A 25,468-nucleotide genomic window follows, 5' to 3' on the forward strand; every position below is an offset into this window, starting at 1 on the left:
GCGCTCACCTCAGCAGCTTCGGGTCGAGGGCGTCGCGGATCGAGTCGCCGATGATCATGAACGAGATCGTCATCGTCGAGATGAACAACGCCGGCCAGATGAACAGGTGCGGAGTGTCCCGGTACGACGCCGCGACGCCGAACTGCGAACCCCACGAGATCGACGGCGGTTGCAGCCCGACCCCGAGGAACGTCAGCGCGGCCTCGAGGCCGACCATGCCGCCGATGCCGAGCGTGGTCATCGCCAGCAGCGGCGCCATCGCGTTCGGGAACACGTGTTTGCGCAGGATCCGTACCGGGGGTACGCCGATCGACCGGGCCGCCAGCACGTACTCGCGGTTGCGGACCGAGAACACCGTGGCCCGCATCAACCGCATCCCGCCCGGCCAGCCGATCAGCAGGATCACGCCGACGATGATCCAGATGCTCCGGTTCGGCACCGAGTTCAGGATCACGATCAGCACCACGATGCCCGGCACCGCGAACAGGACGTCGGCGGTCCGCGAGATCAGCGCGTCGACGAAGCCCGGGAAGTACCCGGCCAGCAACCCGAACGAGCCGGCCAGGATGAACACCCCGAAACTCGCGCAGATGCTGACCAGGACCGACGGACGGGCGCCGTAGATCACGTTGGCGAAGTAGTCGCAGCCCTGGATGTCGAAACCGAACAGGTGTCCCGGGCTCCGGCCCTGCCGGCTCTTGGTCAGCTCGCAGAACCGCGGATCGACGGAGGTGAAGAGCTTCGGCACCGCCGCCATCAGGAAGAACAACAGCAGGAGCAGGCTGCAGACGACGAACTGCGGCTTGCGCAGCAGCGCCCGCAGCAGTTCGCGGTTCGACAGCGTGCGGCCGTCGCCGAGCTCCTGCGCCTCGGCGCCGACAACCGCCTGGATCTCAGACATTGCGCACCCTCGGGTCCAGGACGCCGTACAGGACGTCGACCAGTAGGTTGATCACGATGAACGAGATGAAGGCGAGGGTCGACAACAGCACCACGACGCCACCCTCCTTCAGCTTGATCGCCTGGAACATGAACTGACCGAGCCCGGGCAGGTTGAAGATGCTCTCGGTGATGATCGCGCCGCCGAACATCCCGGCCAGGTCGATCCCGATGAAGGTCACGATCGGGAGCAGCGCGTTCGGCAGGATGTGTGACCACAGCACCCGCTGCTCCCCCATCCCCTTCGCGCGCGCCGTCTTCACGAAGTCGGCGTTCACCGTCTCCACGATCGACGTCCGCATCAGCCGGGCGAGACCGGCGAATCCGAGCACGCCGATCACCAGCGCGGGCAACAGGTACGAGCGCGGGAACCCTTCCAGCACACCCGAGACCGGGAACCACTTCAGCTCGACGCCGAACAGGTACTGCGCGGCGAAGTACGCCACCAGCCCGGGCACCGCGAGCAGCACCAACGTTGCCAGCAGCAACGACTTGTCGATCAGCCCGTTGCGCTTGAAGCCGGCGTAGACGCCGAAGAACAGCCCCAGTGTCCACTGGAACGCGTTCGCCAGCAGGGTCAGCTTCAAGGTGACCGGGATCCGCAGACGGAGCTGATCGGCGATGTCCGCGCCCGCGAACGTCGTACCGAAGTGGCCGGTGAGGATGTCCTTCATGCTCAGCAGGTACTGGATGATGAAGGGATCGTCGAGGTGGAACTGGGCCCGCTTGGCCGCCAGCACGGCCGCCGGGATCGGCTTGTCGCCGGCCAGTTCCCGCAGGGGGTCTCCGGGCATCGCGAAGACGAGCGCGAAGACCCCCAGCGTGACGATCAGCCCGATCGGGACGGCCGCCAGCGCGCGGCGCAGGACGAACCGGATCACTTGAACGTCGCGTAGAGCGCCGACACCCCGACGTACTTCGACACCCGGGGCTCGATCTTGTCCGAGTGCAGATAGGCGTTCGACTTGGTGTACAGCGGGATCAGCGGCATGTCCTCGAGCGCGATGTCCTCGGCCTGCTGGTAGAGCTTGATCGCCTTGTCCTGGTCCGGCTCGGCGTCGCCCTTGGCCAGCAGGGCGTCCAGCGCCGGGCTGTTGTAGCCGGCGAAGTTCGCGTCACCGTTGGACTTGAACATCGGGGTCAGGTAGTCCTCGATCGACGGGTAGTCGTGTCCCCAGCCGCCGAACCGCAGGCCGTCCAGCTTGCGGGAGTCGGCCAGCTCGGTGATCTCCGAACCCTGCTTGCCGGTGTACTTCACCTGCAGGCCGAGGTTCTGCCGGAGCATGTTGCCGATCGCCTCGGCGAAGATCTGCCCGGTCGCGGACGTGGTGCTGTAGCTGATGTTGACCGTGCCGGAGAAGCCGCCCGCCTCCTGCAGCAGCTGCTTGGCCTTTCCTGCGTCGAAGTCGCAGTACTTGCAGGCGTTGTCGCGGTAGCCGGAGATGTCCGGCGCGATCAGGCCCTTGGCCGGGTCGGACAGGCCGACCAGGTCGGCGAACGCCTTGCGGTCGATCGCCTCCGAGAACGCGTGCCGCAGCTTCGGGTTCTGGTAGCGCGCGTCCCAGGCCGGGAAGACCAGGTAGTTCGCGCCGGAGCTGACGCTGGTCACCCACTTGTCCGGCGCGTCGGTCTTGAAGCTCTGCACCTTGGTCGACGGCACGTCGGTGAAGTCCACGTTGCCGGCCAGGAACTCGTTGTACGCCGTGTCCGCGTTCGGGATGAACCGGTAGGTGATCGAGTCCGCCTCGGGCGGGTTCGCGCCCTTGTAGCCGTCCCACTTGGCCAGCTTGATGTCGTCACCGGCGTTCCAGTCGGCGGCCAGCTTGTACGGGCCGTTGCCGATCGGCTTGCGCTTGTAGGCGTCCGGGTTCTTCCGCACCTCCTCCGGCAGCGGGGCCAGGCCGAGGTACTGCAGGGTCAGGCCGAACTGCGAGAACGGCACCTTGAGCTTGACCGTGAAGGTCAGGTCGTCGACCTGCTTCAGGCCGCTCAGCGTCTTCACCGCGGTCGGCTTCGGCGTGGCGCCGTCCGCAGTCGGCGGGTTCAGCGCCTCGTACCCCTCGACCTTGGAGAAGAAGCCGTTGTTCTTCCAGGCGTTCGAGCCCTCGGCGGTCATGTTCCAGCTGTCCACGTAGTCCTTCGCGGTCAGCGGCTGGCCGTTCTGGAAGGTGTTGCCGGGCTTCAGCTTGATCGTCCAGGTCTGGCTGGTCTTGTCCGGCGTGACCGAGTCGGCCATCACGTTCTCGAGCTTGCCCGAGTTCGGGTCGGTGGTCACCAGCGGGGCGAACATAGCCATCGCGACCTGGATGCCCGGACTGCCGTTCTCGTTCAGTGGGTTGATGTACTCCAGCGGGTCCGCGGCGATCGCGATGATCTCACTCTTCGCGCCGCCGCCGGAACTACCGCCGGACTTCCCATCTCCACAAGAGGCGAGCACCAGTGCGAGACCGAGTGCCACCCCCACAACCCCAGTCAGACGTCGCACAGTCAAACCAACTTCCTCGGCGGGAGGGCCGTTAAGCGGGCGGATCAAGCGTCATGGTGGCTGGTCGAAACTGCGCATGTCAACGTTGTCAGGCACAAAACGGCGGCGCGTAACGCAGGCGTTACTTTCCCAAGACCTCAGACGACCAGCCAGCCATCACGGAGGACCGACCCACCTTAATCACATAACCTCCCTGAGTCATCAGACGTCAGGTCAGATCTCACCCAATAAGCTTTGTGCACACAAATGCGCACTCAGGCCGTTGCCCTCATCACAGCGGCGACTGCGGTGAGTGCCCGGCCTCCTGCAGGCTGTGCCGGGACGACCCGTCCGCCGATTCGCGGTGTGTCGCGAACAGCCGTGCGAACCGCCCGTCCGGCTGTGCCATCAGCTCCGCGTACGTCCCGCACTGCGCCACCGAACCGTCGTCGCGAGCCGCTGCCACTGACCACCCGAGATCCCGGAGCCACCCCACTGCTGACCCAGTTGGGTGTCGAGCGGTAGCTCCGCGGCGAAGGTGCCGGCCAACGCGCGCTGGGGTCGATCCAGCGCGGTGCGGCACGTCGGGCCGTCAAATGCGTGCCATCCGCAGAACAGGCCCAGCCCGTTCGGCGAGGGATCCAGGGGCAGATCACGTGGTGACGCGACACAACTCCTGGCAGATTACCGCGTCAGCGGGGCGGGATGTTCTGGTTCAGGTGGAACAGGTTGCCCGGGTCGTACTTCCGCTTCAGCTCGGTCAACCGGTCGTACGTCGAGGCGCCGTACGCGGTCCGGATGCGGTCGGTGCCCTCGTCGGTGAGGAAGTTGACGTACACCCCGGACTGGTGCGGCTCGATCGCCCGCCACGAGTCCCGCACCCACTCCTGCTGCTCGGCGAATCCCTCCGGACCGAGCGTCACCCCGACGAAGTTGAACGTGTGCCCGCTCGATCGCCCGCCGAACGCCGTACTGTCCTCAGGCACTCGGGAGATCGCGCCGCCGAGGTGGAAGATCGGGTACGCCGTGTACGGCGAATCGATCGCCAAACCGCGCTCGGCCGCGATGTCGATCACGTCGTCGGTCAACTCGCCGACGTCGCACGCGCGCATGTAGTACCACCGGCCATGCGGGAAGCTCGGATCGAACATCGACTGCAGAGCGAGGTACGGCGTCGCCGTGCACCTGTCCAGCAACGGCGGTGCGAACGCCTTGAGCGGCGCCACCACCTTCTCGCCTTCCTCGACCGGTCCGGCGTAGCTGACGACGACCGCCACCACCGGCCGGCCGTGCAGCTCGGCCGGAATCGTCGGCAGGGCCGGCAGCCAGCGATGGATCACCGCGGTGGTCAGCTCGTCCGGGACGTCGGTGATCCAGTCCCGGTAGCGGCGCATCAACTCCGGCGACCGCTCCATCGGCCACGCCACCAGGCCGCCGTACACGATCGGTCCGACCGGATGCAGCCGGAACTCAAACTCGGTCACGATGCCGAAGTTCCCACCGCCGCCGCGGATACCCCAGAACAGATCGGCGTTCACGTCCTCGCTCGCGATCACCAGCTCACCGTCGGCGGTGACCACGTCGACCGAGATCAGGTTGTCGATGCTCAGTCCGTACTTGCGCATCAGCCAGCCGATCCCGCCGCCCAGGGTGAGGCCGGCCAGACCGGTGTGCGTGACGATGCCGGACGGCGTCGCCAGGCCGAACGCCTGCGTCTCGCGGTCGAGTTCACCCAGCAGCACACCCGCCTGCGCACGGGCGGTACGTCGTACCGGATCGACCCGGATGCCCTTCAGCGCCGCGAGATCGATCAGGATCCCGCCGTCGCACGTCGAGTGCCCCGGGAAGCTGTGACCGCCGCCGCGGACCGCGACCGGCAGGCCGGTACGGCGGGCGAACGCCAGCGCGCTCCGGATATCGGCGACTCCGCTGCAGCGGGCGATCACCGCGGGCCGCCGGTCGATCGACCCGTTCCAGACTGCCCGTTGTTCGTCGTACGACGGATCGCCCGGATGGATCAGCTCCCCGCGGAAGTCATCGCCGAGCGCCTGAATCTCCGGAGTCATCGTGCTCATGACCTACTCCCCCCTCCCCCAGGCCCCCCTTTCACCGACCAGTCTGCTCCTGCCGATCAGGGCTGTCGAGGCGCTCAGTTGACTAGAGTTCATCCCTAGTGATCCACTAGAGCGACACTCTAGTGAATTCCACGGGGCTACCGCGAACGGGAGATCAGCACCGATGACCGAGACCCTTCCGCACTCCGGCGCAGTACGTCGCCAACTCCGCACCACCGCGCGGCTGACCGCGCTGATCGGCGGGCCGGTGTTCTGGCTGGGCACGCTGCTGCATCCCGCCCGGGACGGCTGGAGCATCGCGGCCGTCGGCGAGCGCTACGGACTCACCCACGACATCCAGGCGGCCGGCCTGCTCCTGCAGGTGATCTGCCTGGCCAGCGTGATCGCGCTCGGCACCCAGATCACCCGACGGCGCGATCTCCGATCCTGGTACGCCGCTCTGACCGGCACGCTGCTGTGGTTCGCCCTGATCATCTTCGACGGGTCACACAACCCGGTCCGGGCGGAGTACGCGCCGAGCCTGGTGCATGAGCCGGCCGACCTCGACACCCCGGCCGCGCTCATCGTGATCCCGGCCCTGCTCGTGTTCCCGCTCGGCTACGTGTGGCTCGCCCGCACCCTCAGTCGTCACGACCTGCGCCTGGCCGGCGTGCTGCTCGGGGTCGGTGCCACCGTCTACACGATCGGCGGCCTGTTCATCTTCACGTCCGGACCGGGCTTCGGGCTCATCCAGCTCTTCGAAGTCGCCGGCGCGACGCTCTACGCCGTGGGTTTCATCCTCCTCGGTCGCGCCGCCACCGACCTCCCCCAGGCCCGCTGACGATGCCCGCCGACGAGAGCGCGGCGACACTCATCCAGGCCCTGCTGTCCCCGACAGGACGGGCCGATCCCTTCCCGTTGTACGCCGCAGCGCACCGGAACGGCGCGGTCCAGGCCATCACCGAGACCGTCTTCCTCGTGGTCGGCTACGCGGCGGTCAACCAGGTGCTTCGAAACCCTGGATTCGGCTTGCCGAGCGATCCTGTGGACGCGGGCGACGCTGCAGCGCTGCGCTTGATGAACCGGTCGATTCTGCGGACCAACCCGCCGGACCACGGTCGCATGCGCTCGTTGATCTCCCAGGTCTTCACGCCACGCCGGGTCGCCGCCCTGCAGCCGACGGTCGTGGCCGCTGTGGACACCCTGCTTGAAGCGCTCGCCGAGTCGGGAGCGGATGGCCGGACGGTCGATTTCATGGACCGGTTCGCCTTCCAACTGCCGGTCACCGTGATCTGCGAGCTGCTCGGGATCCCGATGGCCGACCGCCGCCAGTTCCGCCCACTGGCCTCCGCGTTGACCGCGGCGCTGGAACTCACGGGCGATGTGGACGGTCCGGCCGACGAAGCCGCCCGCGAACTGGGACAGTACTTCACTCACCTGATCGGCGAACGCCGGACGACGCCGGGCGACGACCTCGTCAGCGCCCTGGTGGCGGCCCGCGACGCGGATGACGGCCGCCTGTCCGACGAGGAGTTGCTCGCCAACCTGATCCTGCTGCTGGTCGCCGGCTTCGAGACGACAACCGATCTCCTCGGCAACGGGCTGACGATCCTGCTCGACCGCCCGGACCTCGCCTCGGCGGTACGCTCCGGCCAGATCACGATAGCGGCCTTCCTCGACGAGGCCTTGCGCTACGAGTCTCCGGTGCAGGTGACGACCCGGGTGGCAAGCACCGACGACCTTGTTGTCGAGGATGTCCGCATCCCAGCCGGCAGCGACCTGATTCTGTTGCTCGGGGCGGCCAACCGTGACCCGGCTCGCTATCCGCAGCCCGATCGGTTCGATCCCACCCGCGCCGACAACAAGCCACTCAGCTTCGGCGCCGGCCAGCACATCTGCATCGGCAACAACCTCGCCCGGCTCGAAGCCTCCGTGGCCTTCCCCCGCCTCCTCGACCGCTTTCCCGGCCTCTCCGCTGATCCCGGACGGCAGCCCGTACGCCGCGACCGACTCGTACTGCGTGGGTACCAGACGCTGCCGATCCGGGTCAGAGCGTGAAAGCGGTGCTGTCTTCGTCGAAGGGGCCCATCACGGTCAGGGCCGGGGTGCCGGCGTACAGCTCGGCGGCCAACTGGCTGACGTCGTCGAGGGTGACGGCATCGATGCGGTGCAGGATGTCGTCGACGGTGGGGAGCTCGCCGTACACGAGTTCCGCCTTGGCGATGCGGGTCATCTTCGCGCCGGCGTCCTCCAGGCCCATCACGACCGAGCCGCGCATCTGGCCCTTCCCGCGGAGCAGTTCGTCCGGGGTGATGTTGCCGTTGGCAATCAACTCGAGTTCGGCGCGGACCACGTCGAGGACCTCGCCGGCCTTCTTCGGCAGGCAGCCGGCGTACACGCCGACCATGCCGGAGTCGGCGTACGCCGAGCCGAACGTGAAAACCGAGTACGCCAGGCCGCGCTTCTCCCGGACCTCCTGGAACAGCCGGGACGACATCCCGCCGCCGACGATCCCGTGCAGTACACCGGCGACGTACCGGCGCTCGTCGTTCCGCAGCAGGCCCGGCATCCCGAGCACCAGATGCGCCTGCTCGACATCACGATGGTGAACGCGCACTCCGCCGTACGTCGGAACTGGCTCGGCGGCACCTAGTCGGACCGGGGCGGGCTCGGCCTCCGTGGTCACCCAGTGCCGCTCGAACGCCTTGCGGACCAAGCGGACTACGTCCGCGTGGTCGACGTTCCCGGCGACCGAGACGACGATGTCGGAAGGCTTGTACCGGCGCCGGTACCAGCCCACGACCTGCTCGCGGGTCAGCCCGGCCACGGACTCGGGCGAACCGGTGATGGAGCGACCCAGCGGGGACATGCCCCAGAGCTGTTCGGCGAAGAGGTCGTGGATGTGGTCCGACGTCTCGTCGGCGTGCATCGCGATCTCTTCGTCGATGACATCGCGCTCACTCTCCACGTCAGCGGCCGTCAGCGTGGCGGAGGTGATCATGTCGCAGATGACGTCGACCGCGAGCGGCAGGTCGGAGTCGAGCACCCGCGCGTAGTAGCAGGTGTACTCCTTGCCGGTGAACGCGTTCATCTCGCCGCCGACCGCGTCGATCGCGGCGGAGATCTCGAGCGCGTCGCGGCGCTCGGTGCCCTTGAACAACAGGTGTTCGAGGAAGTGCGTCGCGCCGGCGAGGTGGTCCGGTTCGTCCCGGGACCCCACGCCGACCCAGACGCCGAAGGTGACCGAGCGGAAGCCCGGCACGGACTGGGAGACAACCCGAAGCCCGGAGGGCAGGACGGTCCGTTTCACCGGACCGCCCGCCTCCGGGCTCAGCAGGGTGCTGGTGATGGCTCGCGTCACTCGGCGGAGTCAGCCACCTTCTCGTCGGCCAACTTGTCGCCCTCACCCTCGATCACCGGGATCAGCGACAGCTTGCCGCGGTCGTCGATCTCGGCGATCTCGACCTGCAGCTTCTGACCGACCGACAGGACGTCCTCGACCGCCTCGACCCGCTTGCCGCCGGCCAGCGGACGCAGCTTGCTGATGTGCAGCAGACCGTCCTTGCCCGGCAACAGGCTGATGAACGCACCGAAGTTGGTCGTCTTCACGACCGTGCCCAGGTAGCGCTCGCCCTTCTCCGGCATGGTCGGGTTCGCGATCGCGTTGATCGCGGCCCGGGCCGCCTCGGCGCTCGGACCGTCGGTCGCGCCGATGTAGACGGTGCCGTCGTCCTCGATCGAGATGTCGGCGCCGGTGTCCTCGGTGATCTGGTTGATCATCTTGCCCTTCGGGCCGATGACCTCGCCGATCTTGTCGACCGGGACCTTCACCGAGATGACCCGCGGCGCGAACTCGCTCATCTCACCCGGCGCGTCGATGGCCTTGGCCATCACGTCCAGGATCGTCAGCCGCGCGTCCTTGGCCTGCGTCAGCGCACCGGCCAGCACGCTGGCCGGGATGCCGTCCAGCTTGGTGTCCAGCTGCAGGGCGGTGACGAAGTCCTTGGTGCCGGCGACCTTGAAGTCCATGTCGCCGAACGCGTCCTCGGCGCCGAGGATGTCGGTCAGCGCGACGAACTCCTCCTTGCCGTCGACCTCACCGGAGATCAGGCCCATCGCGATACCGGCGACCGGGGCCTTCAGCGGCACACCGGCGGACAGCAGCGACAGCGTCGAGGCGCAGACCGAACCCATCGAGGTCGACCCGTTCGAACCGAGCGCCTCGGACACCTGACGCAGCGCGTACGGGAAGTCCTCGCGCGACGGCAGCACGGGCACCAGGGCCCGCTCGGCCAGCGCGCCGTGACCGATCTCGCGACGCTTCGGCGAACCCACCCGGCCGGTCTCACCGGTCGAGTACGGCGGGAAGTTGTAGTTGTGCATGTAGCGCTTGCGGGTCTCCGGGGACAGCGTGTCCAGCTGCTGCTCCATCCGGAGCATGTTCAGCGTGGTGACACCCAGGATCTGGGTCTCGCCGCGTTCGAACAGCGCCGAACCGTGCACCCGCGGGATCACCCGCACCTGGGCCTTGAGCGGCCGGATTTCGGTCAGCCCGCGGCCGTCGATGCGGATCTTCTCCTTGAGCACCCGCTGCCGGACCAGCTTCTTGGTCAGCGACCGGAACGCCGCGGACAGCTCCTTCTCGCGGCCCTCGAAGTCGGCGGCGAGCTTGTCCACCGTGGCGGCCTTGACCGCGTCGGTGGCGTCCTCACGCTCGTGCTTGCCGGCGATGGTCAGCGCCTGCGCCAGCTCCTCGGACGCAGCGGCCTCGACCGCGGCGAACGCGTCGTCGGCGTAGTCCGGGAAGACGGGGAACTCGCCGGTCGGCTTCGCGGCCCGCGCGGCCAGGTCGGCCTGCGCCTCGACCAGCGTCTTGATGAACGCCTTGGAGGCCTCGAGGCCCTCGGCCACGATCTCCTCGGTCGGCGCCTGGACACCGGACGCGACCTTCTCGAAGGTCGTCGGGGTCGACTCGGCCTCGACCATCATGATCGCGACGTCACCGGTCTCGGTCACCCGGCCGGCCACCACCATGTCGAAGACAGCGTCCTCGAGCTCGGTGTGGGTCGGGAACGCCACCCACTGGCCCTCGATCAGCGCGACGCGGACGCCGCCGATCGGGCCGGAGAACGGCAGGCCGGCCAGCTGGGTCGACATCGACGCGGCGTTGATCGCGAGAACGTCGTACAGCTTGTCCGGGTTGAGCGCCAGGACCGTGATGACGACCTGGATCTCGTTGCGCAGGCCGGACACGAACGACGGCCGCAGCGGGCGGTCGATCAGCCGGCAGGTCAGGATGGCCTCCTCGGACGGGCGGCCCTCCCGGCGGAAGAACGAGCCGGGGATCCGGCCCGCGGCGTACATCCGCTCCTCGACGTCCACCGTCAACGGGAAGAAGTCGAACTGGTCCTTGGGCTTCTTGCTGGCCGTGGTGGCCGACAGCACCATCGTGTCGCCGTCGAGGTAGGCGGCGGCGGAGCCGGCGGCCTGCTGGGCCAGACGGCCCGTCTCGAAGCGGATGGTACGGGTGCCGAAGCTGCCGTTGTCGATGACGGCTTCAGCGAAATCTGCGCCCTCCATGGGCGCGCTTGTGGATCCCGACACGGGATACCCCTCTCTAGCAGTGTGACGACTGCGAGGCGCGAGCTTCCGGGGTGCCGGTCTTCGATCGAGGCCCGCGGAAACTGTGTTGAATTTCCGAAAGCCACTACCGAGGACCGGTCGTCCTCCCGCCACGCGCTTCGCGTCGCCTCGTTCGTCTTGCGTGCTTCTGTATTCAGTTATGACCCGCGCCCGTGATTCAGCACTGGCGCGGATACGCCAGGAGCGGCCACCCGAGCTCGGGGGCCGCTCCTCGCGACGTCATCGGCGAAGGCCGAGCCGCTCGATCAGGGACCGGTAGCGGTTGATGTCCTTCTTCGCCAGGTAGTTCAGCAGCCGGCGGCGCTGACCGACGAGCAGCAGCAGGCCACGACGGCTGTGGTGGTCGTGCTTGTGCTCCTTCAGGTGCTCGGTGAGCTCCGCGATGCGGTGCGTGAGGAGCGCGACCTGGACCTCGGGGGAACCGGTGTCGCCCTCGGTCAGGGCGTACTCGCCGATGATCTTCTTCTTCGCCTCAGGATTGGCTGACGACACGTGCGATCCTCTCGATGTCCGTTGCGCGGCGCACCGGGGCTTGGGTCACCCGGGCACTCTCGATCCGCGGCCGTTCAGACGGCAGCGCCCAGAGTATCAGTCCGTGGACGCGTCACCCTAATTCTGGGTAAGGATCCGGCGCGCTCCGTCGACATCGGCTTTCATCTGGACGAGCAGCTCGTCGATGGTCTCGAACCGGATCTGGCTGCCCCGCAATCGGGCCACGAAATCCACCGCGATCCGGGCGCCGTACAGCTCCAGGTCATCGCGATCGAGCACGTACGACTCCACCCGCCGGTCCACGCCGTCGAAGGTGGGGTTGCTGCCGACACTGATCGCGGCGGGCAGCGGCTCGTCGTACGACGGAGCGCCGGGAGCCGGCTCGAGCACGGTCAGCCAGCCCGCGTAGACACCGTCCAGCGGGATCGCGGCCGTGGCGTCGGCGGGAATGTTCGCGGTCGGGTAGCCGAGCTCCCGGCCGCGCTTGTCGCCCTCGACGACCACTCCGGTGACCCGCAACGGCCGCCCGAGTGCCTCCGCGGCGGCCTCGACGTCGCCCTCGGCGATGCGCTCCCGGATGTACGTCGACGACCACGGCTGCCGGTCTCCTGCCAGGCTCAGACCCTCGACCTGGAACCCGGCCTTGGCGCCGGCCGCGACCAAGGTGTCCACATGCCCGGCGGCCTTGTGACCGAACCGGAAGTTCTCACCGACCACGACGGCCTTGGCGTGCAGCGCGTGGACCAGGACCCGGTCGATGAACTCCTCCGGCGACCAGCCCGACACGTCCTTGGTGAACGGGAGGATCAGCACCGCATCGGCCCCATAGTCGGTCAGCAGCCCGGCCCGCTCCTCGGGGCGGCTGAGCATCGCCGGCGCCCGGTCGGGCCGCAATACCACCATCGGGTGCGGGTCGAAGGTCAGCGCGACCACCGGCAGGCCACCCAGCTCGGCCGCCCGCGCCCTGGCGTGCGCGAGGACCTCCTGATGCCCCCGGTGTACGCCGTCGAAGTTGCCGATCGTGACGACCGTCGGCCCGAAATCCGGGCTCACCTGGTCCAATCCGTGCCAGACACGCATGACAGCAGGATTCCATGTCGCCGCGGGATTCCGCGCAGCAGGTCCACGATCACCCCTTGTGATCGGGCGGTGACTCAACCTAGGGTGGGGCCCGCACCGCCGAACTCTGGGGAGGGTCCCGTGAAGCTACGCCGCCTGGTCGCCGCCTGCGCGTCCCTGGTTCTCCTCGGCACGCTGCCGGTCGCTCAGGCTGACGCCACGCCCGCGTTCCGGAACTACGTGGCGCTCGGCGATTCGTACACGTCTGCGCCGCTCGTCCCCTTGCCGGACCTGTTGTCGCTCGGGTGCGTGCGCTCGTACAGCAACTACCCGAAGATGCTGGCGGCCGCACTGCGGGTTCGCCACTTCACCGACGTGAGCTGCGGTGGCGCCGACACCACGAACATGACGCAGCCGCAGAGCACACCACTCGGGACGGCCGCGCCGCAGTTCGACGCGCTGACCCCGGACACGGACCTGGTCACGCTCGGGATCGGCGGCAACGACTTCGGGGTGTTCGGCGACATCGTCGGCACGTGTCCCGGGCTGCGCGCCTCCGACCCGACCGGCGCACCGTGCAAGGCACACTTCACGGTCGACGGCGTGGACACGCTGAAGGCTCGCCTCGCCCAGACGCAGGTCCGGATCACGGCCGTTGTCCAGGGCATCAAACAAAGGTCGCCGAAGGCAACGATCCTGGTGGTCGGCTACCCGAAGATCGCGCCGGAGCACGGGACCTGCCCGGCGATCCTGCCGTTCGCCGACGGGGACTACGGCTACCTGTACTCGATCGAGCAGGCGCTCAACTCGGCAGTGTCCACGGCCGCCGCCGCGACAGGAGCGACGTACGTCGACACCTTCGGCCCCTCGACCGGACACGACGCCTGCGCGCCGGACGGCCAGGCGTGGATCCAGGGCAAGGACATCAACCTGCTCCGCGCGCTGAACTACCACCCGCGCTACGAAGGCCAGGCCGGCGTCGCATCCCTCACGTACAAGACGTTGCTCGGCGCACCAGCGGTCGTCACCGCTGCGGAACAGTCCGAGTGGGCCGCGCACGCTCGAGTGCTGGCCCGTCAGGCCGCCGCCTCCCCTCAGGCCCTCGAGGCCTCCCTGAACCGCCTACGGACCAGCGCGCAACGCTGACCCTTTCCAATCCGTACGGCGGACCCCGGGCCGAGCCACCTCACGCGTGGCCCGGCCCGGCGGTATTTAGAGCCGCCCTGTGAGCTCGGTGAGGGCCCGGCCGAGCGGAAGGTTCACGCGGTGGGTGGCGTACGGGTCGCCACGGGTCAGGCCCTGGTTGATGATCAGGACGGGCGTGCCGGACTTGGCTGCGTGGCGGACGAAGCGGAAGCCGGACATGACGGTCAGGGACGAGCCGAGGACGAGTACGGCGTTCGCGTCGTCAATCAGCGTGTAGCAGCGTTCGACCCGGGATTTCGGCACGTTCTCGCCGAAGAACACCACGTCGGGCTTGAGCACGCCGCCGCAGACCGTGCACGGGACCACGGTGAAGGTCCGGACGATGGAGTCGGGCAGGTCCACGTCACCGTCCGGGTTGATCCGGGTCGCCTCCCCTTCGAAGTCCGGGTTCGCAGCGCGCAGGCGACGGTCGAGGGCTTCGCGGGCGGATGTCGTACCGCAGTTCAGGCAGATGACGCGGTCGAGGTTGCCGTGCAGCTCGATCACGTCGCGGGCACCGGCCGCCTGGTGCAGGCCGTCCACGTTCTGGGTGATCACGCCGCTGAGGTAGCCGCGAGCCTGCAGGGCCGCGACCGCCCGATGCCCGTCGTTCGGCTCCGCGCGGGCGATCGTGCGCCAGCCGAGGTGGCTGCGCGCCCAGTACCGTTGCCGACCTGATTCGCTCGCCGCGAAGTCGCCGTACGTCATCGGCGTATGCGTCCGCAGACTGCCCGTCTCACCGCGGTAGTCCGGAATCCCCGACTCGGTCGAGATCCCCGCCCCACTCAGTACGACGACTCCCCCGCCGGCCACCGCGTCGGCCACTGGCGTGACATCCGTCGTACCGGCCTCCAACGCAAGCACGTCAGGGCCGGGAGCCCAGCTCAGTGTCGGACGGGAACGCACCCTTCCAGGGTAGCCAGTCAGCGATCATCCGACGGCTCGACGCCGCGGGTCAGGCCCAGGGTGGCGATCAGGTCCTCGTGGAGCTCGAACCAGACCTTGTGGCACGAGTCGACGTTGGTCCGGTCGACCCAGGCGGGGTCACCGGCCAGGACGCGGTCGAGGGCGGCGGCGAATCGTGCGTGGTAGCCCTGGAAACGGTCGAGCACCCCGGCGAGGTCCTCGGACAGTGGGCCGAGGCGCTCGGCGAGTGCTGACAGTTCGACGATCACGCGGCGGTCCCAGGCCGGATCGGTGTGGTCGTTGAAGGCGTGCGGGTCATCGTCGGTCGGTCTCAGTTGCCACTGCGTGCAGGCGATCTGCAGCCGTTCGTTGAGTGGGAGGAAGGCTCGGTAGGTCTCGCGGAGGGTGTCGACGCCGGCAGCCGTGGCCAGCTCCGCGGCGAGGCGGCGTTCGTTTTCCGCCCGGCCGGACGCCGTCAGCGACCAGCCGCCGATCCCGGCGAACTCGCTCCAGGTGATCCAGCCGAAGGCCTGGTAGTCGAGCAGCAGTTCCTTCGTGGCGGCGGGTTCGAGCGCGTATCTCCGCGCAGCCGTGTGGTCGTCCGCGACCCCGAGCAGGCGTACGGCGTGCAGCACGAGCAGATCTGATGCGGAGGGATGGGTCATGGCTGCTGGGTTTCGGCCGGGCGCTCGGTGCGTGCGGTCAGGCGGTCCAGTCGTTGCTGGCAGGCCTGAGGTGAGTTGAGGCCGAGTGCGCGCGCCATCTCGGCCCAGGTGATGCCGAGACCGCGGGCCGTGAACATCAGGCTCGTCTCGAGCTGATCAAGCTCGGCTCGTGCGGCCGGCAACAGCCGCAACGCCGCCAGGGCCGCCTCCCCGGGCTCTTCAGCGGGACGACTCGACTGCCAGAGGAAGAAATGGATGAGGTCGACGGCCGACGGCGGCACCGGGCCGGGCTGCCACGGACGACGGTCGAGCTGGTTGGCGCCCCGGTCCAGGAGCAGCCGGCGCGCCTCGGACTCCCGCCGGGCCTGGGCCTGGTCATCGACCGCTTGTTCGTGGTTGCTTCGCACGGGAGAACCGTGGATCATTCAACGGATTGTTGTCAATATTTTGTTGAAGGGATGCCTCGTTGATCATCGTCCTCACCGAGGCCACCCGGCAACAGGCAGGTGGTAAGGCCGCCGTGCTCGGGACACTCGCCCGGGCCGGTTTCCCGGTCCCACCCGGCTTCGTCGTACCCGCCGAGGTCTATCGAGCGGCAACGAGCGGTCTGGATCTTCCCGCCGTACTGGCCGACGGCGGGCCGGACGAGGTGCGTCGGGTGATCGAATCCCAGCCGCTCGCGGCAGAGCTCTTGCGCGAACTCACCGACCACATGGCGCGGCTCGGCGATCACGCGGTCGCCGTACGGTCCTCGGCTTCGACCGAAGACACCGCGGGCAGCTCGGCGGCCGGGCAGCATGACACCTTCTTGGGGATCACCGGACCAGCAGCGGTTGCCGAGCGGATCCCGGCGACCTGGGCCTCCTTGTGGTCCAGCCGCGCGGTCGCTTATCGCACAGCAGCGGTACGCGAGCCAGAGATCGCCGTCATCGTCCAGCGGCACATCGACGCCGATGTCGCTGGGGTGCTGTTCGCTTCTGGGGGCGCGACGATGATCGAAGCCTCGTGGGGACTGGGTGAGAGCGTGGTCGGCGGGGTGGCGACGCCGGACGCGTTCACTGTGACCGCGGACGGTGTCGTCGACCGTCGTACCGGAGACAAACGCACCCGCGTCGACCGCGGCGGCAACGGGACCGTCACCGCGACGGTGCGGCCTGAAGACCGCGGTCGGCTGTGCCTCGATGACCGGCAGGTCGTCCGCTTGGCTCGGCTCGGCGCGGAGGTGGCTGAGCACCTGGGCGCACCACAGGACATCGAGTTCGCTGTCGAGAACGACCAGATCTGGTTGCTTCAGGCCCGCCCTGTCACTGCTCCCGTCCCCGGTCGTACCCGAGGGGCGGTCGGCACCCTCGAACCCGGGCAACCGGACCCCGCCGACCTCCACGGGACTGCAGGCAGTCCAGGGCTCGTCTCGGGTCCGGCTCGGGTCGTGCACGGGCCCGAGGACTTCACCCGGGTCGGTCCCGGCGACATCCTGGTCTGCCGGTTCACCGACCCGGCGTGGACCCTGCTGTTCGGGGTCGTCGCCGGCGTGGTCACCGAGATCGGCGGACGCCTCTCGCATGCCGCGATCGTGGCCCGTGAACACCGCATCCCCGCCGTCCTCGGCGTCCCCTCCGCCATGACCTGCATCCAGGACGGCCAACCACTAACCCTCAACGGCACCACCGGCACTATCCACACCCGCCCATGAATCCTCCCGGGAGCGGACCGCCACGCCATCACAATCGCGCTCCGAGTCGGTCCTGCCGCGTGCGGATGAACCGGTGGCGCACTTGTGATGGCCTGGGCGTCCGCCCATCACGGTCCGACATCCGCGAGAGTGAGCGCGCGGACGTGCGGGTCGGCCGGGCTGTCCTCGCCCCCACCGGCAGGAATCACGCGTTGACCCCGCGGGGAAGCAAACCTCAGCTGACGAAGACCGCGGTGGGTTTCGCGACCGGCCCGTGGGGTTCGTAGAGGGCGAGGAAGGTGCCGGTCGGGTCGAACATCGCGGTCTGGCCGGGCTGGAGTTTGAGGCCGGACAGCGGGCGTCCGGTGCGGATGGCGGCGGCCTGGTCGGCGTCGGCGTCGTACCGCGGGAAGGTGCCGGCGGCAACATCCGCGATCGGCAGCCAGGCGAAGTCCTGCGCCAGCGACTCGAGCGTGTGCGCCGCCGCCAGGTCGAAGGCGCCGACCCGGGTACGACGCAACGCGGTCAGGTGACCGCCGACGCCGAGCTCGGCGCCGAGATCGCGTGCCAGGGCACGAATGTACGTGCCGCTGGAACAGTCGACCGAGACGTCGACATCGATCCCGTCCGGCCCCGGGCGTACGTCGAGGACGTCGTACCGCGAGACCGTCACCGCGCGAGCCTTCAGCGCGACCTCCTCGCCGGCCCGGACGCGTTCGTACGCGCGCCGCCCGTCGACCTTGATCGCCGAGACCTTCGACGGCACCTGCGAGATGTCACCGCGGAAACCCGCCACCGCGGACTCGATCGCCTCGGCCGCGACCCCGTCGACCGGGGCCGTGGTCAGCACGGAGCCTTCGGCGTCGTCGGTGGTCGTGGTCGCGCCGAGCCGGATCGTCGCGTCGTACGACTTGTCGGCCAGCTGAAGGTGACCGAGGAGCCGGGTCGCCCGGTTGAGGCCGACGACCAGCACACCCGTCGCCATCGGGTCCAGCGTGCCGGCGTGCCCGACCTTGCGGGTGCCGGCGAGCCGGCGGACCCGCGCGACGACGGTGTGCGAGGTGAGCCCCGCCGGCTTGTCGACGACGACTATCCCGTCGGACGACGAGGTGAAGTCATGGGACGGGGTGCTGTTCGGGGACATGGTGCCGATGCCGGTCAACGCAGCACTCAGTCCTGGTCCTCGTCGTCGTCCTTGTGCTTGTACGGGTCCGCGTCGCCGGCCGGCTTGGCACCCGCGGCGGCCTTGGCCACCTCGGCGTCGGCCTCGCGGGCCTTGGCCAGCAGGTCCTCGATCTGCCCGGCGGTCTCCGGAACGGCGTCCAGGAAGAAGGTGACACTCGGCGAGTGCCGCAGGCCCAGCGCCTTGCCGACCTCGCTGCGAATCAGGCCACGAGCCGACTCCAGGGCGGCCGCGGTCGACGCCCGCGCCTGCTCGTCGCCGTACACGGTGTAGAAGACGCTGGCCTCACGCAGGTCGCCGGTCAGCCGGGCGTCCGTCACCGTGACGAAGCCCAGCCGGGGATCCTTGACCCGGCGCTCGAGCAGTTCGGCGACGAGCACCTGGATCCGGTCGGCCAGCTGCTTCGCCCTTGCTTCACCCATCAGGGCTCACTCCCTCATTCATGAGAACGTCCGGAGAGACATAGACCGTCTCTCCGGACGTTACTCCCAGGTGATCCGGGCGGATCACCCTTGCTGTGTCAGTTGCGCGGCTTCTCGCGGAGCTCGAACGACTCGACGATGTCACCGATCTTGATGTCGTTGAAGTTGTTGACGGTCAGACCGCACTCGAAGCCCTCGCGGACCTCGGACGCGTCGTCCTTGAACCTCTTCAGCGACGACAACTCGGTGTTGTCGACGACCACCGCGCCGTCCCGGATCAACCGGACCTTGGCGTTGCGGCGGATCAGCCCACTGGTCACCCAGCAACCGGCGATGTTGCCCACCTTCGAGGAGCGGAAGATCTCGCGGATCTCCGCCTGGCCGAGGGTGACCTCCTCGTAGATCGGCTTGAGCATGCCCTTCAGGGCCGCCTCGATGTCGTCGATCGCCGCGTAGATGACCGAGTAGTACCGGACATCGACGCCCTCGCGCTCGGCCAGGTCACCGGCCTTGCCCGCCGGCCGCACGTTGAAGCCGATGATGACGGCGTTCGACGCGATGGCCAGGTTGACGTCGTTCTCGTTGATCGCACCGACACCGCGGTCGATGACGCGGAGGTTGACCTCGTCGCCGACCTCGATCCGGACCAGGGCGTCTTCCAGCGCCTCGACCGAACCGGACACGTCGCCCTTGAGGATGAGCAGCAGTTCCTGCGTCTCGCCCTTCTCCATCGAGGCCATGAAGTCCTCGAGGGTCCGGCGCGCACGACGCTTGGCGTTGGCGGCCGCCCGGGCGCGAGCTTCGCGCTTCTCGGCGATCTGCCGTGCCCTCCGGTCGTCGTCGACGACCAGGAACTTGTCACCCGCACCTGGTACGGCGGTCAGACCGAGCACCAGCACCGGACGCGACGGCGTCGCCTCCTCGACCGGGTCGCCGTGCTCGTCGAGCATGGCCCGGACCCGGCCGTACGCCGGTCCTGCCACCATCGAGTCGCCGACCCGCAGCGTGCCGCGCTGCACCAGCACGGTCGCCACCGGGCCACGGCCCTTGTCGAGGTTGGCCTCGATCGCGATGCCCTGGGCCGGCATGTTCGGGTTGGCCCGCAGGTCCAGCGCCGCGTCCGCCGTCAGGACGACGCTCTCGAGCAGCCCGTCGATGTTGATCCGGGACTTCGCCGAGACGTCGACGAACATCGTGTCGCCGCCGTACTCCTCGGGCACCAGGCCGTACTCGGTCAGCTGACCGCGCACCTTGGCCGGGTCCGCACTCGGTACGTCGATCTTGTTGACCGCGACCACGATCGGGACGTTCGCCGCCCGGGCGTGGTTCAGTGCCTCGATCGTCTGCGGCATCACGCCGTCGTCGGCCGCGACCACCAGGATGACGATGTCGGTGGCCTGCGCACCACGGGCACGCATGGCGGTGAACGCCTCGTGACCCGGGGTGTCGACGAAGGTGATGGCCCGCTGCTCGCCGTCCACCTCGGTGGTCACCTGGTACGCACCGATGTGCTGGGTGATGCCACCGGCTTCCTTGGCCACGACGTTGGCTTCCCGGACCGCGTCCAGCAGCTTCGTCTTACCGTGGTCGACGTGACCCATCACGGTCACCACCGGCGGCCGCTTGACCAGGTCGTCCTCGCCGCCCTCGTCGGAACCGAAGTCGATGTCGAACGACTGCAGCAGCTCGCGGTCCTCGTCCTCCGGGGACACGACCTGGACGTCGTAGTTCAGCTCGGTGCCGAGCAGTTCCAGGACTTCCTCGTTGACCGACTGGGTCGCGGTCACCATCTCACCGAGGTGGAACAGCACCTGCACCAGCGACGCCGGGTCGACGCCGACCTTCTCGGCGAAGTCCGTCAGCGACGCGCCACGGGCGAGACGCACGACCTCGCCGTCACCGTGCCGGACGCGAACGCCGCCGACTGCCGGCGCCTGCATGTTGTCGAACTCCTGGCGCTTCGCCCGCTTCGACTTGCGGCCGCGGCGCGCCGGACCGCCCGGACGCCCGAAGGCACCCTGCGTCCCGCCACGACCACGGTTGCCCGCACCCGGACGGCCACCGCCGCCACCGGGCGGGCCGCTCGGGCCGCCGCCGCCGCCGGGACGGAAGCCACCGCCGCCGCCACCGCCGCCACCGCGCGGACCGGCACCCGGTCCACCGGAACCGCCACCGGGACGGCCACGGCCACCAGCGCCGCCGCCACCGCCGCCGCCCGGACCGGACGGACGACCGGTGAACGTTCCGGCCGAGGACTTCGGCATCATCGCCGGGTTGGGCCGCGGCGCACCGGGCACACCACTCGGACGCGGCCGGTCGTTGCTGCGACCGCGGTCGTCACCACGGGACTGCGGCGGACGCGGCGCCATCCCGGCCGGGCTCGCACCCTGACCGGAACGCTCACCCTGACCACCCTGGCCGGGGCGCGCGCCACCGCGCTGCATGCCCTGGGTCGAGCTGAACGGGTTGTTGCCCGGACGCGGCGCACCCGGACGGGGCCCACCGCCCTGGCCACCCGGACGCGGCGCACCCGGACGGGGGGCGCCGGGACGGGGCGCATTGCCCTGGCCACCCGGACGCGGCGCACCCGGACGCGGACCGGATCCCGGCCCACCCGGACGCGGACCCGGCCGGGTCGACTGCTCGGCGGCCGGACGCTGCTGCGCCGGAGCGGCCGGCTGAGCGGCCACCGGGCTGGGCGCCGGCGCGGCCGGCGTGGCCGGCGTGGCCTTGGCGGCCGGTGCCTCGAACGACGGTGCCGCCGGGGTCTCGGCCTTGGCCGCCGGAGCGACCTCGGCGGGAGCGGTCTCCTGCCGCGGCGCGGGCTTCGGGCCCGGACGCGGCCCCGGCTTCACGCCTGGGGTCGGAACCGACTTCACCGGAGCCGGAGCGGACTCCACCTTCTCGGCCACCTCCGCCTTGGGGGTTTCTGCGACCGGCGCCGGGGTCGCCTCAGCGGCCGGCGCGGGGCGCTCGGCCGGGGCCGGCTGTGTTTTCTTCGCCGGTGCGGCAGGCGCGACCGGTGCGGTCGCCTGCGGCGCGGCAGACGTGCTTGCGGCGGCCTTCTTGGCCGCGCGCTTCTTCGGCGGGTTCTTCTCGAAATCTTCCGCCAACCGTCGAACGACGGGTGCCTCGATCGTCGAGGACGCCGATCGGACGAACTCTCCCATGTCGTTCAGCCTGGTCAGAACGACCTTGCTGGTAACTCCGAGCTCTTTCGCGAGCTCGTAGACCCGGACCTTTGCCACTGCTCTCCCTCTGGTCCGAGCCTGGGGCGCGGACCGTTAGTTGACGTACATGCTCATCGCATTGCACTCATCGTTCGACACTCATCGAGTGGTCATGAGTCGATGACCCGCCTTCATGTCGTCGCGACGGTCGTCGCGGGCGGCCGGGTGGCCGCACTTTCGGTACTGCTTTCGGTACTGCGCTGCGCAACATGTTCCCGTACGAGCGCCAGGTCAAGCGGACCGGGGACCTTGAAGGCCCGTGGGAACGCCTTACGCCGCTCGGCGAGGTCGAGGCACGCGGCCACCGGGTGCAGATGCGCCCCGCGGCCAGGCGCCCGACGATCGGGATCCGGAAGGACCAGCCCTCCAGACACCGTCATCCGCAGCAGATCAGCCGGACTGGACCGCTTCCGGCACCCGATACAGGTACGCTCCCGGGCCTTGCCAGGGCGCGCGTCTGCAGTCACTTGGTACGTGATCCTCAGGGTGTGGTTGCGACTCAGTCGACCGACCGAGAGATCAGTCTACCTTCTCGTCCTCACGAGTCACATCCGTATCCGGCCGGATGTCGATCCGCCACCCGGTCAGCCGGGCGGCCAGGCGGGCGTTCTGCCCTTCCTTGCCGATCGCGAGCGAGAGCTGGTAGTCGGGTACGACGACCCTGGCGGCACGTGCCGCGGCGTCTACCACCTCTACAGATGTAACCTGCGCCGGGGACAGCGCATTCCCGACGAAGGTGGCCGGATCGTCGCTGTGGTCGATGATGTCGATCTTTTCGCCGTGCAGCTCGTGCATGATGTTGCGCACCCGCTGGCCCATCGGCCCGATGCAGGCGCCCTTCCCGTTCACCGACGGGTTCAGCGTCCGGACGGCGATCTTGGTCCGGTGACCGGCCTCACGCGCGATCGCGGTGATCTCGACGGTGCCGTCCGCGATCTCCGGGACCTCGAGCGCGAACAGCTTCTTGACCAGGTTCGGGTGGGTGCGGCTGACCGTGATCTGCGGGCCCTTGAAGCCCTTGCGGACGCCCACGACGTACACCCGCAGCCGGGAGCCGTGCTCGTACTTCTCCCCCGGCACCTGCTCCGGCGCCGGCAGCACCGCCTCGATCTTGCCGAGGTCGACCATCACCGAACGCGGGTCGCGGCCCTGCTGGACGACCCCGGAGACGATGTCGCCCTCCTTGCCGGAGAACTCGCCGTACCGGACCTCGTCCTCGGCGTCGCGCAGCCGCTGCAGGATGATCTGCTTGGCCGTGGTGGCCGCGATCCGGCCGAAGTCGGCCGGGGTGTCGTCGTACTCGCGGGCCACGGTGCCGTCCTCGGCGAGCTCGCGGGCGAACACGGTGACGTGCCCGGTCTTGCGGTCCAGCTCGACCCGGGCCTGCTGCTGGGCACCCTCGGTCCGGTGGTAGGCCACCAGCAGTGCCTGCTCGATCGCCTCGGCGACGACGTCGAGGGCGATGTCCTTCTCCCGCTCCAGCGACCGCAGCACGGCCATGTCGATATCCATGTCAGTTCTCCTCCACCGTGCCGTCGGCAGGTGTTTCTGGTTCGTCGTTGCCGGCGGGCCGGTTGAATTCGATCTGGATCTTGGCCTTCTCGACGTCGGCGTACGCGACCGTCTGCCGCTTGCCGTCCACGTCCAGCTCGGCCGCCTCCTCGGAGGCGGACTTGATCCGGCCGGTCAGCTTCCCACCGGCGGTCAGGGTGACCGCGACCAGGCGGCTGACGTTGCGCCGCCAGTGCCGGGGCAGGGTGAGCGGCCGGTCGACGCCGGGGCTGGAGACCTCCAGCGTGTAGGCGCCGTCGCCCATGATGTCGTCGGCGTCGAGCGCCTTGGAGATCGCCCGGGTCACGTCGGCGACGTCGTCCAGGCTGATGCCGCCGTCGCGGTCGACGAGCACGCGCAGCAACCGGCGGCGGCCGGCCGGAGTGATCTCCGCGGCCTCCAGGTCGCAGCCGAACTGCTCGACGATCGGCCGCAGGAAGTTCTCGAGGCTCGTGGTGTCCGTGTGGTCAGTCCTTCGGCTCACAGGTTGACCTGCCTCTCTCCAGTTGTGCACCCGTTCCACCCCCGGCGGTCCGGCCGAGGGCAGTAGCCCACCATATCCGGCCGGTCGCAGTGCTCGGGTCACCGGCTCGTCCCAGACCGGTCACCGGCGCGTCACCAGGTATCGTTCCGCCGTGCCGATCGAACCCCGCCGTGTGTCCCGCCGCAGCCTCATGGTGAGTGCGGCCCTGGTGCCCGGAGCCGTCACGCTGGCCGGTTGCAAGGACGATCCGGCCGGGAGTACGCCGGGCGCCGTCAACCCCTCGTCGTCCGATCGGCGCGCCCAGGAGACGCCGACCGCCGATCCCGCGGTCGTCGCCGCCCTCAGCACGGCGGCGACCCAGGTGACTCAATTATCCCTCGCGTTCGCCGGGACGAGCCGGAAGTTCCCGGCGCTGCGGACTCAGCTCGCGGCGGGTGCGAAGTACCACGCCAGTCATCTGGCGAAGCTCAAGGAGACCGCCGGGGTCACGCCCACCGCCGGCAAGGCACCGGCCGTCGCGGGGACGTCGGCGGCCGCGCTCACCGCCCTGGCCAAGCAGGAGAAGGCCGCGGCGATCGCCCACGCCGCCGCGGCAGCCAAGGTGTCCGGCGCCCCGGCCCGCCTGCTGGCAATGATCGCCGCCGCCGAGACGCAGCTCGCGACGACACTCACCCCGAAAAAGAAGGCAAACGCCTCGTGACCCAACTGGAAGCCCTGCAGGCCGCACTCGCCGGGGAACATGCCGCCCTGTACGGCGTGGGCGTGGCCGGCGGGAAGCTGAGTGGCGCGCGCTTCAAGGCCGCGACAGACTCCTATGCGCAGCACCGCGACCACCGCGACCACCTGAGCGCCCTGGTCGTCGCCGCCGGTGAGACCCCGGTCGCGGCGGAAGCGGCGTACGACCTGCCCCAGGCGGTCACGAACGCGGCCACCGCCGCCGCCCTCGTCCTGCTGATCGAACGGCGAGTGGCAGCCGTGTACGGCGACCTGGTCGAGGCGGCCGAGCAGCCGGCCGTCCGGGCCTTCGCCATCGAGAGCCTGCTCGCCGCCGCGAGCGCCCAGGTCACCTGGGGCGGCGCTCCGGTGGCCTTCCCCGGCGCGGTGTGAGATGGCCAGGTCCTGTCCCTGTGGGCTCGCCGCCACCTACGACGACTGCTGCGGCCGTCTGCACCAAGGCCGTACGTCGGCCAGCACCGCCGAGCAACTGATGCGCTCGCGCTACTCGGCCTTCGTCGTCGACGATGTGCCGTACCTGCTGCGCAGCTGGCATTCCTCGACGCGACCGGCCGATCTCCAGCTGGATCGGGACCTCGTCTGGACCGGCCTCGAGATCCTGAACACCACCGATGGAAGCCCGTTCCACACCGAAGGAACCGTCGAGTTCCGCGCGCACTACACACTCGACGGCCGCCCGGGCCACCAGCAGGAGAACAGCCACTTCACCCGCGAGAACGGAGCCTGGGTGTACGTCGACGCTCTCCCCGGCGGCGCCACGGGCCGATGATGCCGGTGTTGCAGG

General features: G+C 69.2%; 25 protein-coding genes. 7 read left to right on the top strand and 18 right to left on the bottom strand.

Translation table 11 applies throughout. The features are described from left to right. Positions 1-4: 4 nt before the first annotated feature. The 5 genes from ACXC9Q_RS25050 to ACXC9Q_RS25070 form a co-directional block, all read right to left on the bottom strand. Positions 5-901, bottom strand: coding sequence for an ABC transporter permease (locus ACXC9Q_RS25050; protein ID WP_457059096.1), 897 nt, complete (start codon positions 899-901; stop codon positions 5-7). After that, positions 894-1,820: an ABC transporter permease gene (locus ACXC9Q_RS25055; RefSeq protein WP_457059097.1), complete on the bottom strand. Its 927-nt coding sequence runs from the start codon at positions 1,818-1,820 to the stop codon at positions 894-896. The genes ACXC9Q_RS25050 and ACXC9Q_RS25055 overlap by 8 nt, the downstream gene beginning before the upstream one ends. Further along, positions 1,817-3,397: a peptide ABC transporter substrate-binding protein gene (locus tag ACXC9Q_RS25060; RefSeq protein WP_457059098.1), complete on the bottom strand. Its 1,581-nt coding sequence runs from the start codon at positions 3,395-3,397 to the stop codon at positions 1,817-1,819. The genes ACXC9Q_RS25055 and ACXC9Q_RS25060 overlap by 4 nt, the downstream gene beginning before the upstream one ends. 298 nt (positions 3,398-3,695) lie before the next feature. Next, positions 3,696-3,869 (bottom strand): hypothetical protein, encoded by a 174-nt coding sequence (locus ACXC9Q_RS25065; RefSeq protein ID WP_457059099.1) that lies wholly within the window; start codon positions 3,867-3,869, stop codon positions 3,696-3,698. Positions 3,870-4,095: 226 nt separating this feature from the next. Then, positions 4,096-5,478, bottom strand: a complete 1,383-nt coding sequence (locus tag ACXC9Q_RS25070; RefSeq protein WP_457059100.1) for an FAD-binding oxidoreductase — start codon at positions 5,476-5,478, stop codon at positions 4,096-4,098. A gap of 163 nt (positions 5,479-5,641) precedes the next feature. Here ACXC9Q_RS25070 and ACXC9Q_RS25075 point away from each other — a divergent pair, with 163 nt between their 5' ends. Together ACXC9Q_RS25075 and ACXC9Q_RS25080 are read left to right on the top strand one after the other, a co-directional pair. Continuing rightward, positions 5,642-6,298: a hypothetical protein gene (locus tag ACXC9Q_RS25075; protein ID WP_457059101.1), complete on the top strand. Its 657-nt coding sequence runs from the start codon at positions 5,642-5,644 to the stop codon at positions 6,296-6,298. A 2-nt stretch (positions 6,299-6,300) separates the two neighbouring features. Continuing rightward, positions 6,301-7,515 carry a cytochrome P450 gene (locus tag ACXC9Q_RS25080; RefSeq protein ID WP_457059102.1) on the top strand — a complete coding sequence of 405 codons (1,215 nt, stop codon included), beginning with the start codon at positions 6,301-6,303 and terminating at the stop codon, positions 7,513-7,515. On the opposite strand, the gene ACXC9Q_RS25085 is transcribed toward ACXC9Q_RS25080, so the two are convergent. From ACXC9Q_RS25085 to ACXC9Q_RS25100, 4 genes are all read right to left on the bottom strand, one after another. Further along, entirely contained in the window at positions 7,505-8,818 is a 1,314-nt protein-coding gene (locus tag ACXC9Q_RS25085) for a M16 family metallopeptidase (protein WP_457059103.1), read from the bottom strand. The two genes, ACXC9Q_RS25080 and ACXC9Q_RS25085, sit on opposite strands and share 11 nt — an antisense overlap. Further along, positions 8,815-11,037, bottom strand: a complete 2,223-nt coding sequence (locus ACXC9Q_RS25090; RefSeq protein WP_457059104.1) for a polyribonucleotide nucleotidyltransferase — start codon at positions 11,035-11,037, stop codon at positions 8,815-8,817. The genes ACXC9Q_RS25085 and ACXC9Q_RS25090 overlap by 4 nt, the downstream gene beginning before the upstream one ends. Before the next feature lie 282 nt (positions 11,038-11,319). After that, complete coding sequence (gene rpsO, locus ACXC9Q_RS25095) at positions 11,320-11,592, bottom strand: 30S ribosomal protein S15 (protein WP_328521718.1); 273 nt, start codon at positions 11,590-11,592, stop codon at positions 11,320-11,322. A gap of 117 nt (positions 11,593-11,709) precedes the next feature. Next, the gene (locus ACXC9Q_RS25100; protein ID WP_457059105.1) at positions 11,710-12,672 is read right to left on the bottom strand and encodes a bifunctional riboflavin kinase/FAD synthetase; all 963 of its coding nucleotides are present in this window, start codon (positions 12,670-12,672) and stop codon (positions 11,710-11,712) included. 120 nt (positions 12,673-12,792) lie between these two features. On the opposite strand from ACXC9Q_RS25100, the gene ACXC9Q_RS25105 reads away from it, so the two are divergent. Next, positions 12,793-13,797, top strand: a complete 1,005-nt coding sequence (locus ACXC9Q_RS25105; RefSeq protein WP_457059106.1) for an SGNH/GDSL hydrolase family protein — start codon at positions 12,793-12,795, stop codon at positions 13,795-13,797. A gap of 66 nt (positions 13,798-13,863) precedes the next feature. Here ACXC9Q_RS25105 and ACXC9Q_RS25110 read toward each other — a convergent pair whose 3' ends face one another. The 3 genes from ACXC9Q_RS25110 to ACXC9Q_RS25120 are packed head-to-tail and all read right to left on the bottom strand — an operon-like array spanning position 13,864 to position 15,814. Beyond that, positions 13,864-14,742 (bottom strand): NAD-dependent protein deacetylase, encoded by an 879-nt coding sequence (locus ACXC9Q_RS25110; protein ID WP_457059107.1) that lies wholly within the window; start codon positions 14,740-14,742, stop codon positions 13,864-13,866. Between the two features lie 17 nt (positions 14,743-14,759). After that, positions 14,760-15,407 carry a transcriptional regulator gene (locus tag ACXC9Q_RS25115; protein WP_457059108.1) on the bottom strand — a complete coding sequence of 216 codons (648 nt, stop codon included), beginning with the start codon at positions 15,405-15,407 and terminating at the stop codon, positions 14,760-14,762. Beyond that, positions 15,404-15,814: a hypothetical protein gene (locus tag ACXC9Q_RS25120; RefSeq protein ID WP_457059109.1), complete on the bottom strand. Its 411-nt coding sequence runs from the start codon at positions 15,812-15,814 to the stop codon at positions 15,404-15,406. The genes ACXC9Q_RS25115 and ACXC9Q_RS25120 overlap by 4 nt, the downstream gene beginning before the upstream one ends. 59 nt (positions 15,815-15,873) lie before the next feature. Between ACXC9Q_RS25120 and ACXC9Q_RS25125 the strand changes: the two genes are divergently transcribed. Then, positions 15,874-17,100, top strand: a complete 1,227-nt coding sequence (locus tag ACXC9Q_RS25125) for a PEP/pyruvate-binding domain-containing protein (protein WP_457059110.1) — start codon at positions 15,874-15,876, stop codon at positions 17,098-17,100. 214 nt (positions 17,101-17,314) lie between these two features. Here the strand turns inward: ACXC9Q_RS25125 and truB are convergent, their stop codons facing one another. The 6 genes from truB to rimP form a co-directional block, all read right to left on the bottom strand. After that, positions 17,315-18,223, bottom strand: a complete 909-nt coding sequence (truB, locus tag ACXC9Q_RS25130) for a tRNA pseudouridine(55) synthase TruB (protein ID WP_457059111.1) — start codon at positions 18,221-18,223, stop codon at positions 17,315-17,317. Positions 18,224-18,249: 26 nt separating this feature from the next. After that, positions 18,250-18,684 carry a 30S ribosome-binding factor RbfA gene (rbfA, locus tag ACXC9Q_RS25135; protein ID WP_328521726.1) on the bottom strand — a complete coding sequence of 145 codons (435 nt, stop codon included), beginning with the start codon at positions 18,682-18,684 and terminating at the stop codon, positions 18,250-18,252. A 98-nt stretch (positions 18,685-18,782) separates the two neighbouring features. Next, positions 18,783-21,932, bottom strand: a complete 3,150-nt coding sequence (gene infB / locus ACXC9Q_RS25140) for a translation initiation factor IF-2 (RefSeq protein ID WP_457059112.1) — start codon at positions 21,930-21,932, stop codon at positions 18,783-18,785. A gap of 113 nt (positions 21,933-22,045) precedes the next feature. Continuing rightward, positions 22,046-22,381, bottom strand: a complete 336-nt coding sequence (locus ACXC9Q_RS25145) for a YlxR family protein (protein ID WP_457059113.1) — start codon at positions 22,379-22,381, stop codon at positions 22,046-22,048. 52 nt (positions 22,382-22,433) lie between these two features. Continuing rightward, on the bottom strand, positions 22,434-23,426 hold the full coding sequence (gene nusA, locus ACXC9Q_RS25150; protein WP_457059114.1) for a transcription termination factor NusA: 993 nt from the start codon (positions 23,424-23,426) through the stop codon (positions 22,434-22,436). Position 23,427: 1 nt separating this feature from the next. Then, entirely contained in the window at positions 23,428-23,949 is a 522-nt protein-coding gene (gene rimP / locus ACXC9Q_RS25155; RefSeq protein ID WP_457059115.1) for a ribosome maturation factor RimP, read from the bottom strand. 151 nt (positions 23,950-24,100) lie between these two features. Here rimP and ACXC9Q_RS25160 point away from each other — a divergent pair, with 151 nt between their 5' ends. The 3 genes from ACXC9Q_RS25160 to ACXC9Q_RS25170 are packed head-to-tail and all read left to right on the top strand — an operon-like array spanning position 24,101 to position 25,453. Continuing rightward, a complete protein-coding gene (locus tag ACXC9Q_RS25160; RefSeq protein WP_457059116.1) occupies positions 24,101-24,649 on the top strand; it encodes a cell division protein FtsK in 549 nt (182 codons plus the stop codon). Continuing rightward, on the top strand, positions 24,646-25,056 hold the full coding sequence (locus ACXC9Q_RS25165; protein WP_457059117.1) for a ferritin-like domain-containing protein: 411 nt from the start codon (positions 24,646-24,648) through the stop codon (positions 25,054-25,056). The genes ACXC9Q_RS25160 and ACXC9Q_RS25165 overlap by 4 nt, the downstream gene beginning before the upstream one ends. 1 nt (position 25,057) lies before the next feature. Next, positions 25,058-25,453 carry a YchJ family protein gene (locus ACXC9Q_RS25170; RefSeq protein ID WP_457059118.1) on the top strand — a complete coding sequence of 132 codons (396 nt, stop codon included), beginning with the start codon at positions 25,058-25,060 and terminating at the stop codon, positions 25,451-25,453. The last annotated feature ends 15 nt before the right edge of the window (positions 25,454-25,468 follow it).

The organism is Kribbella sp. CWNU-51 (assembly GCF_054073265.1).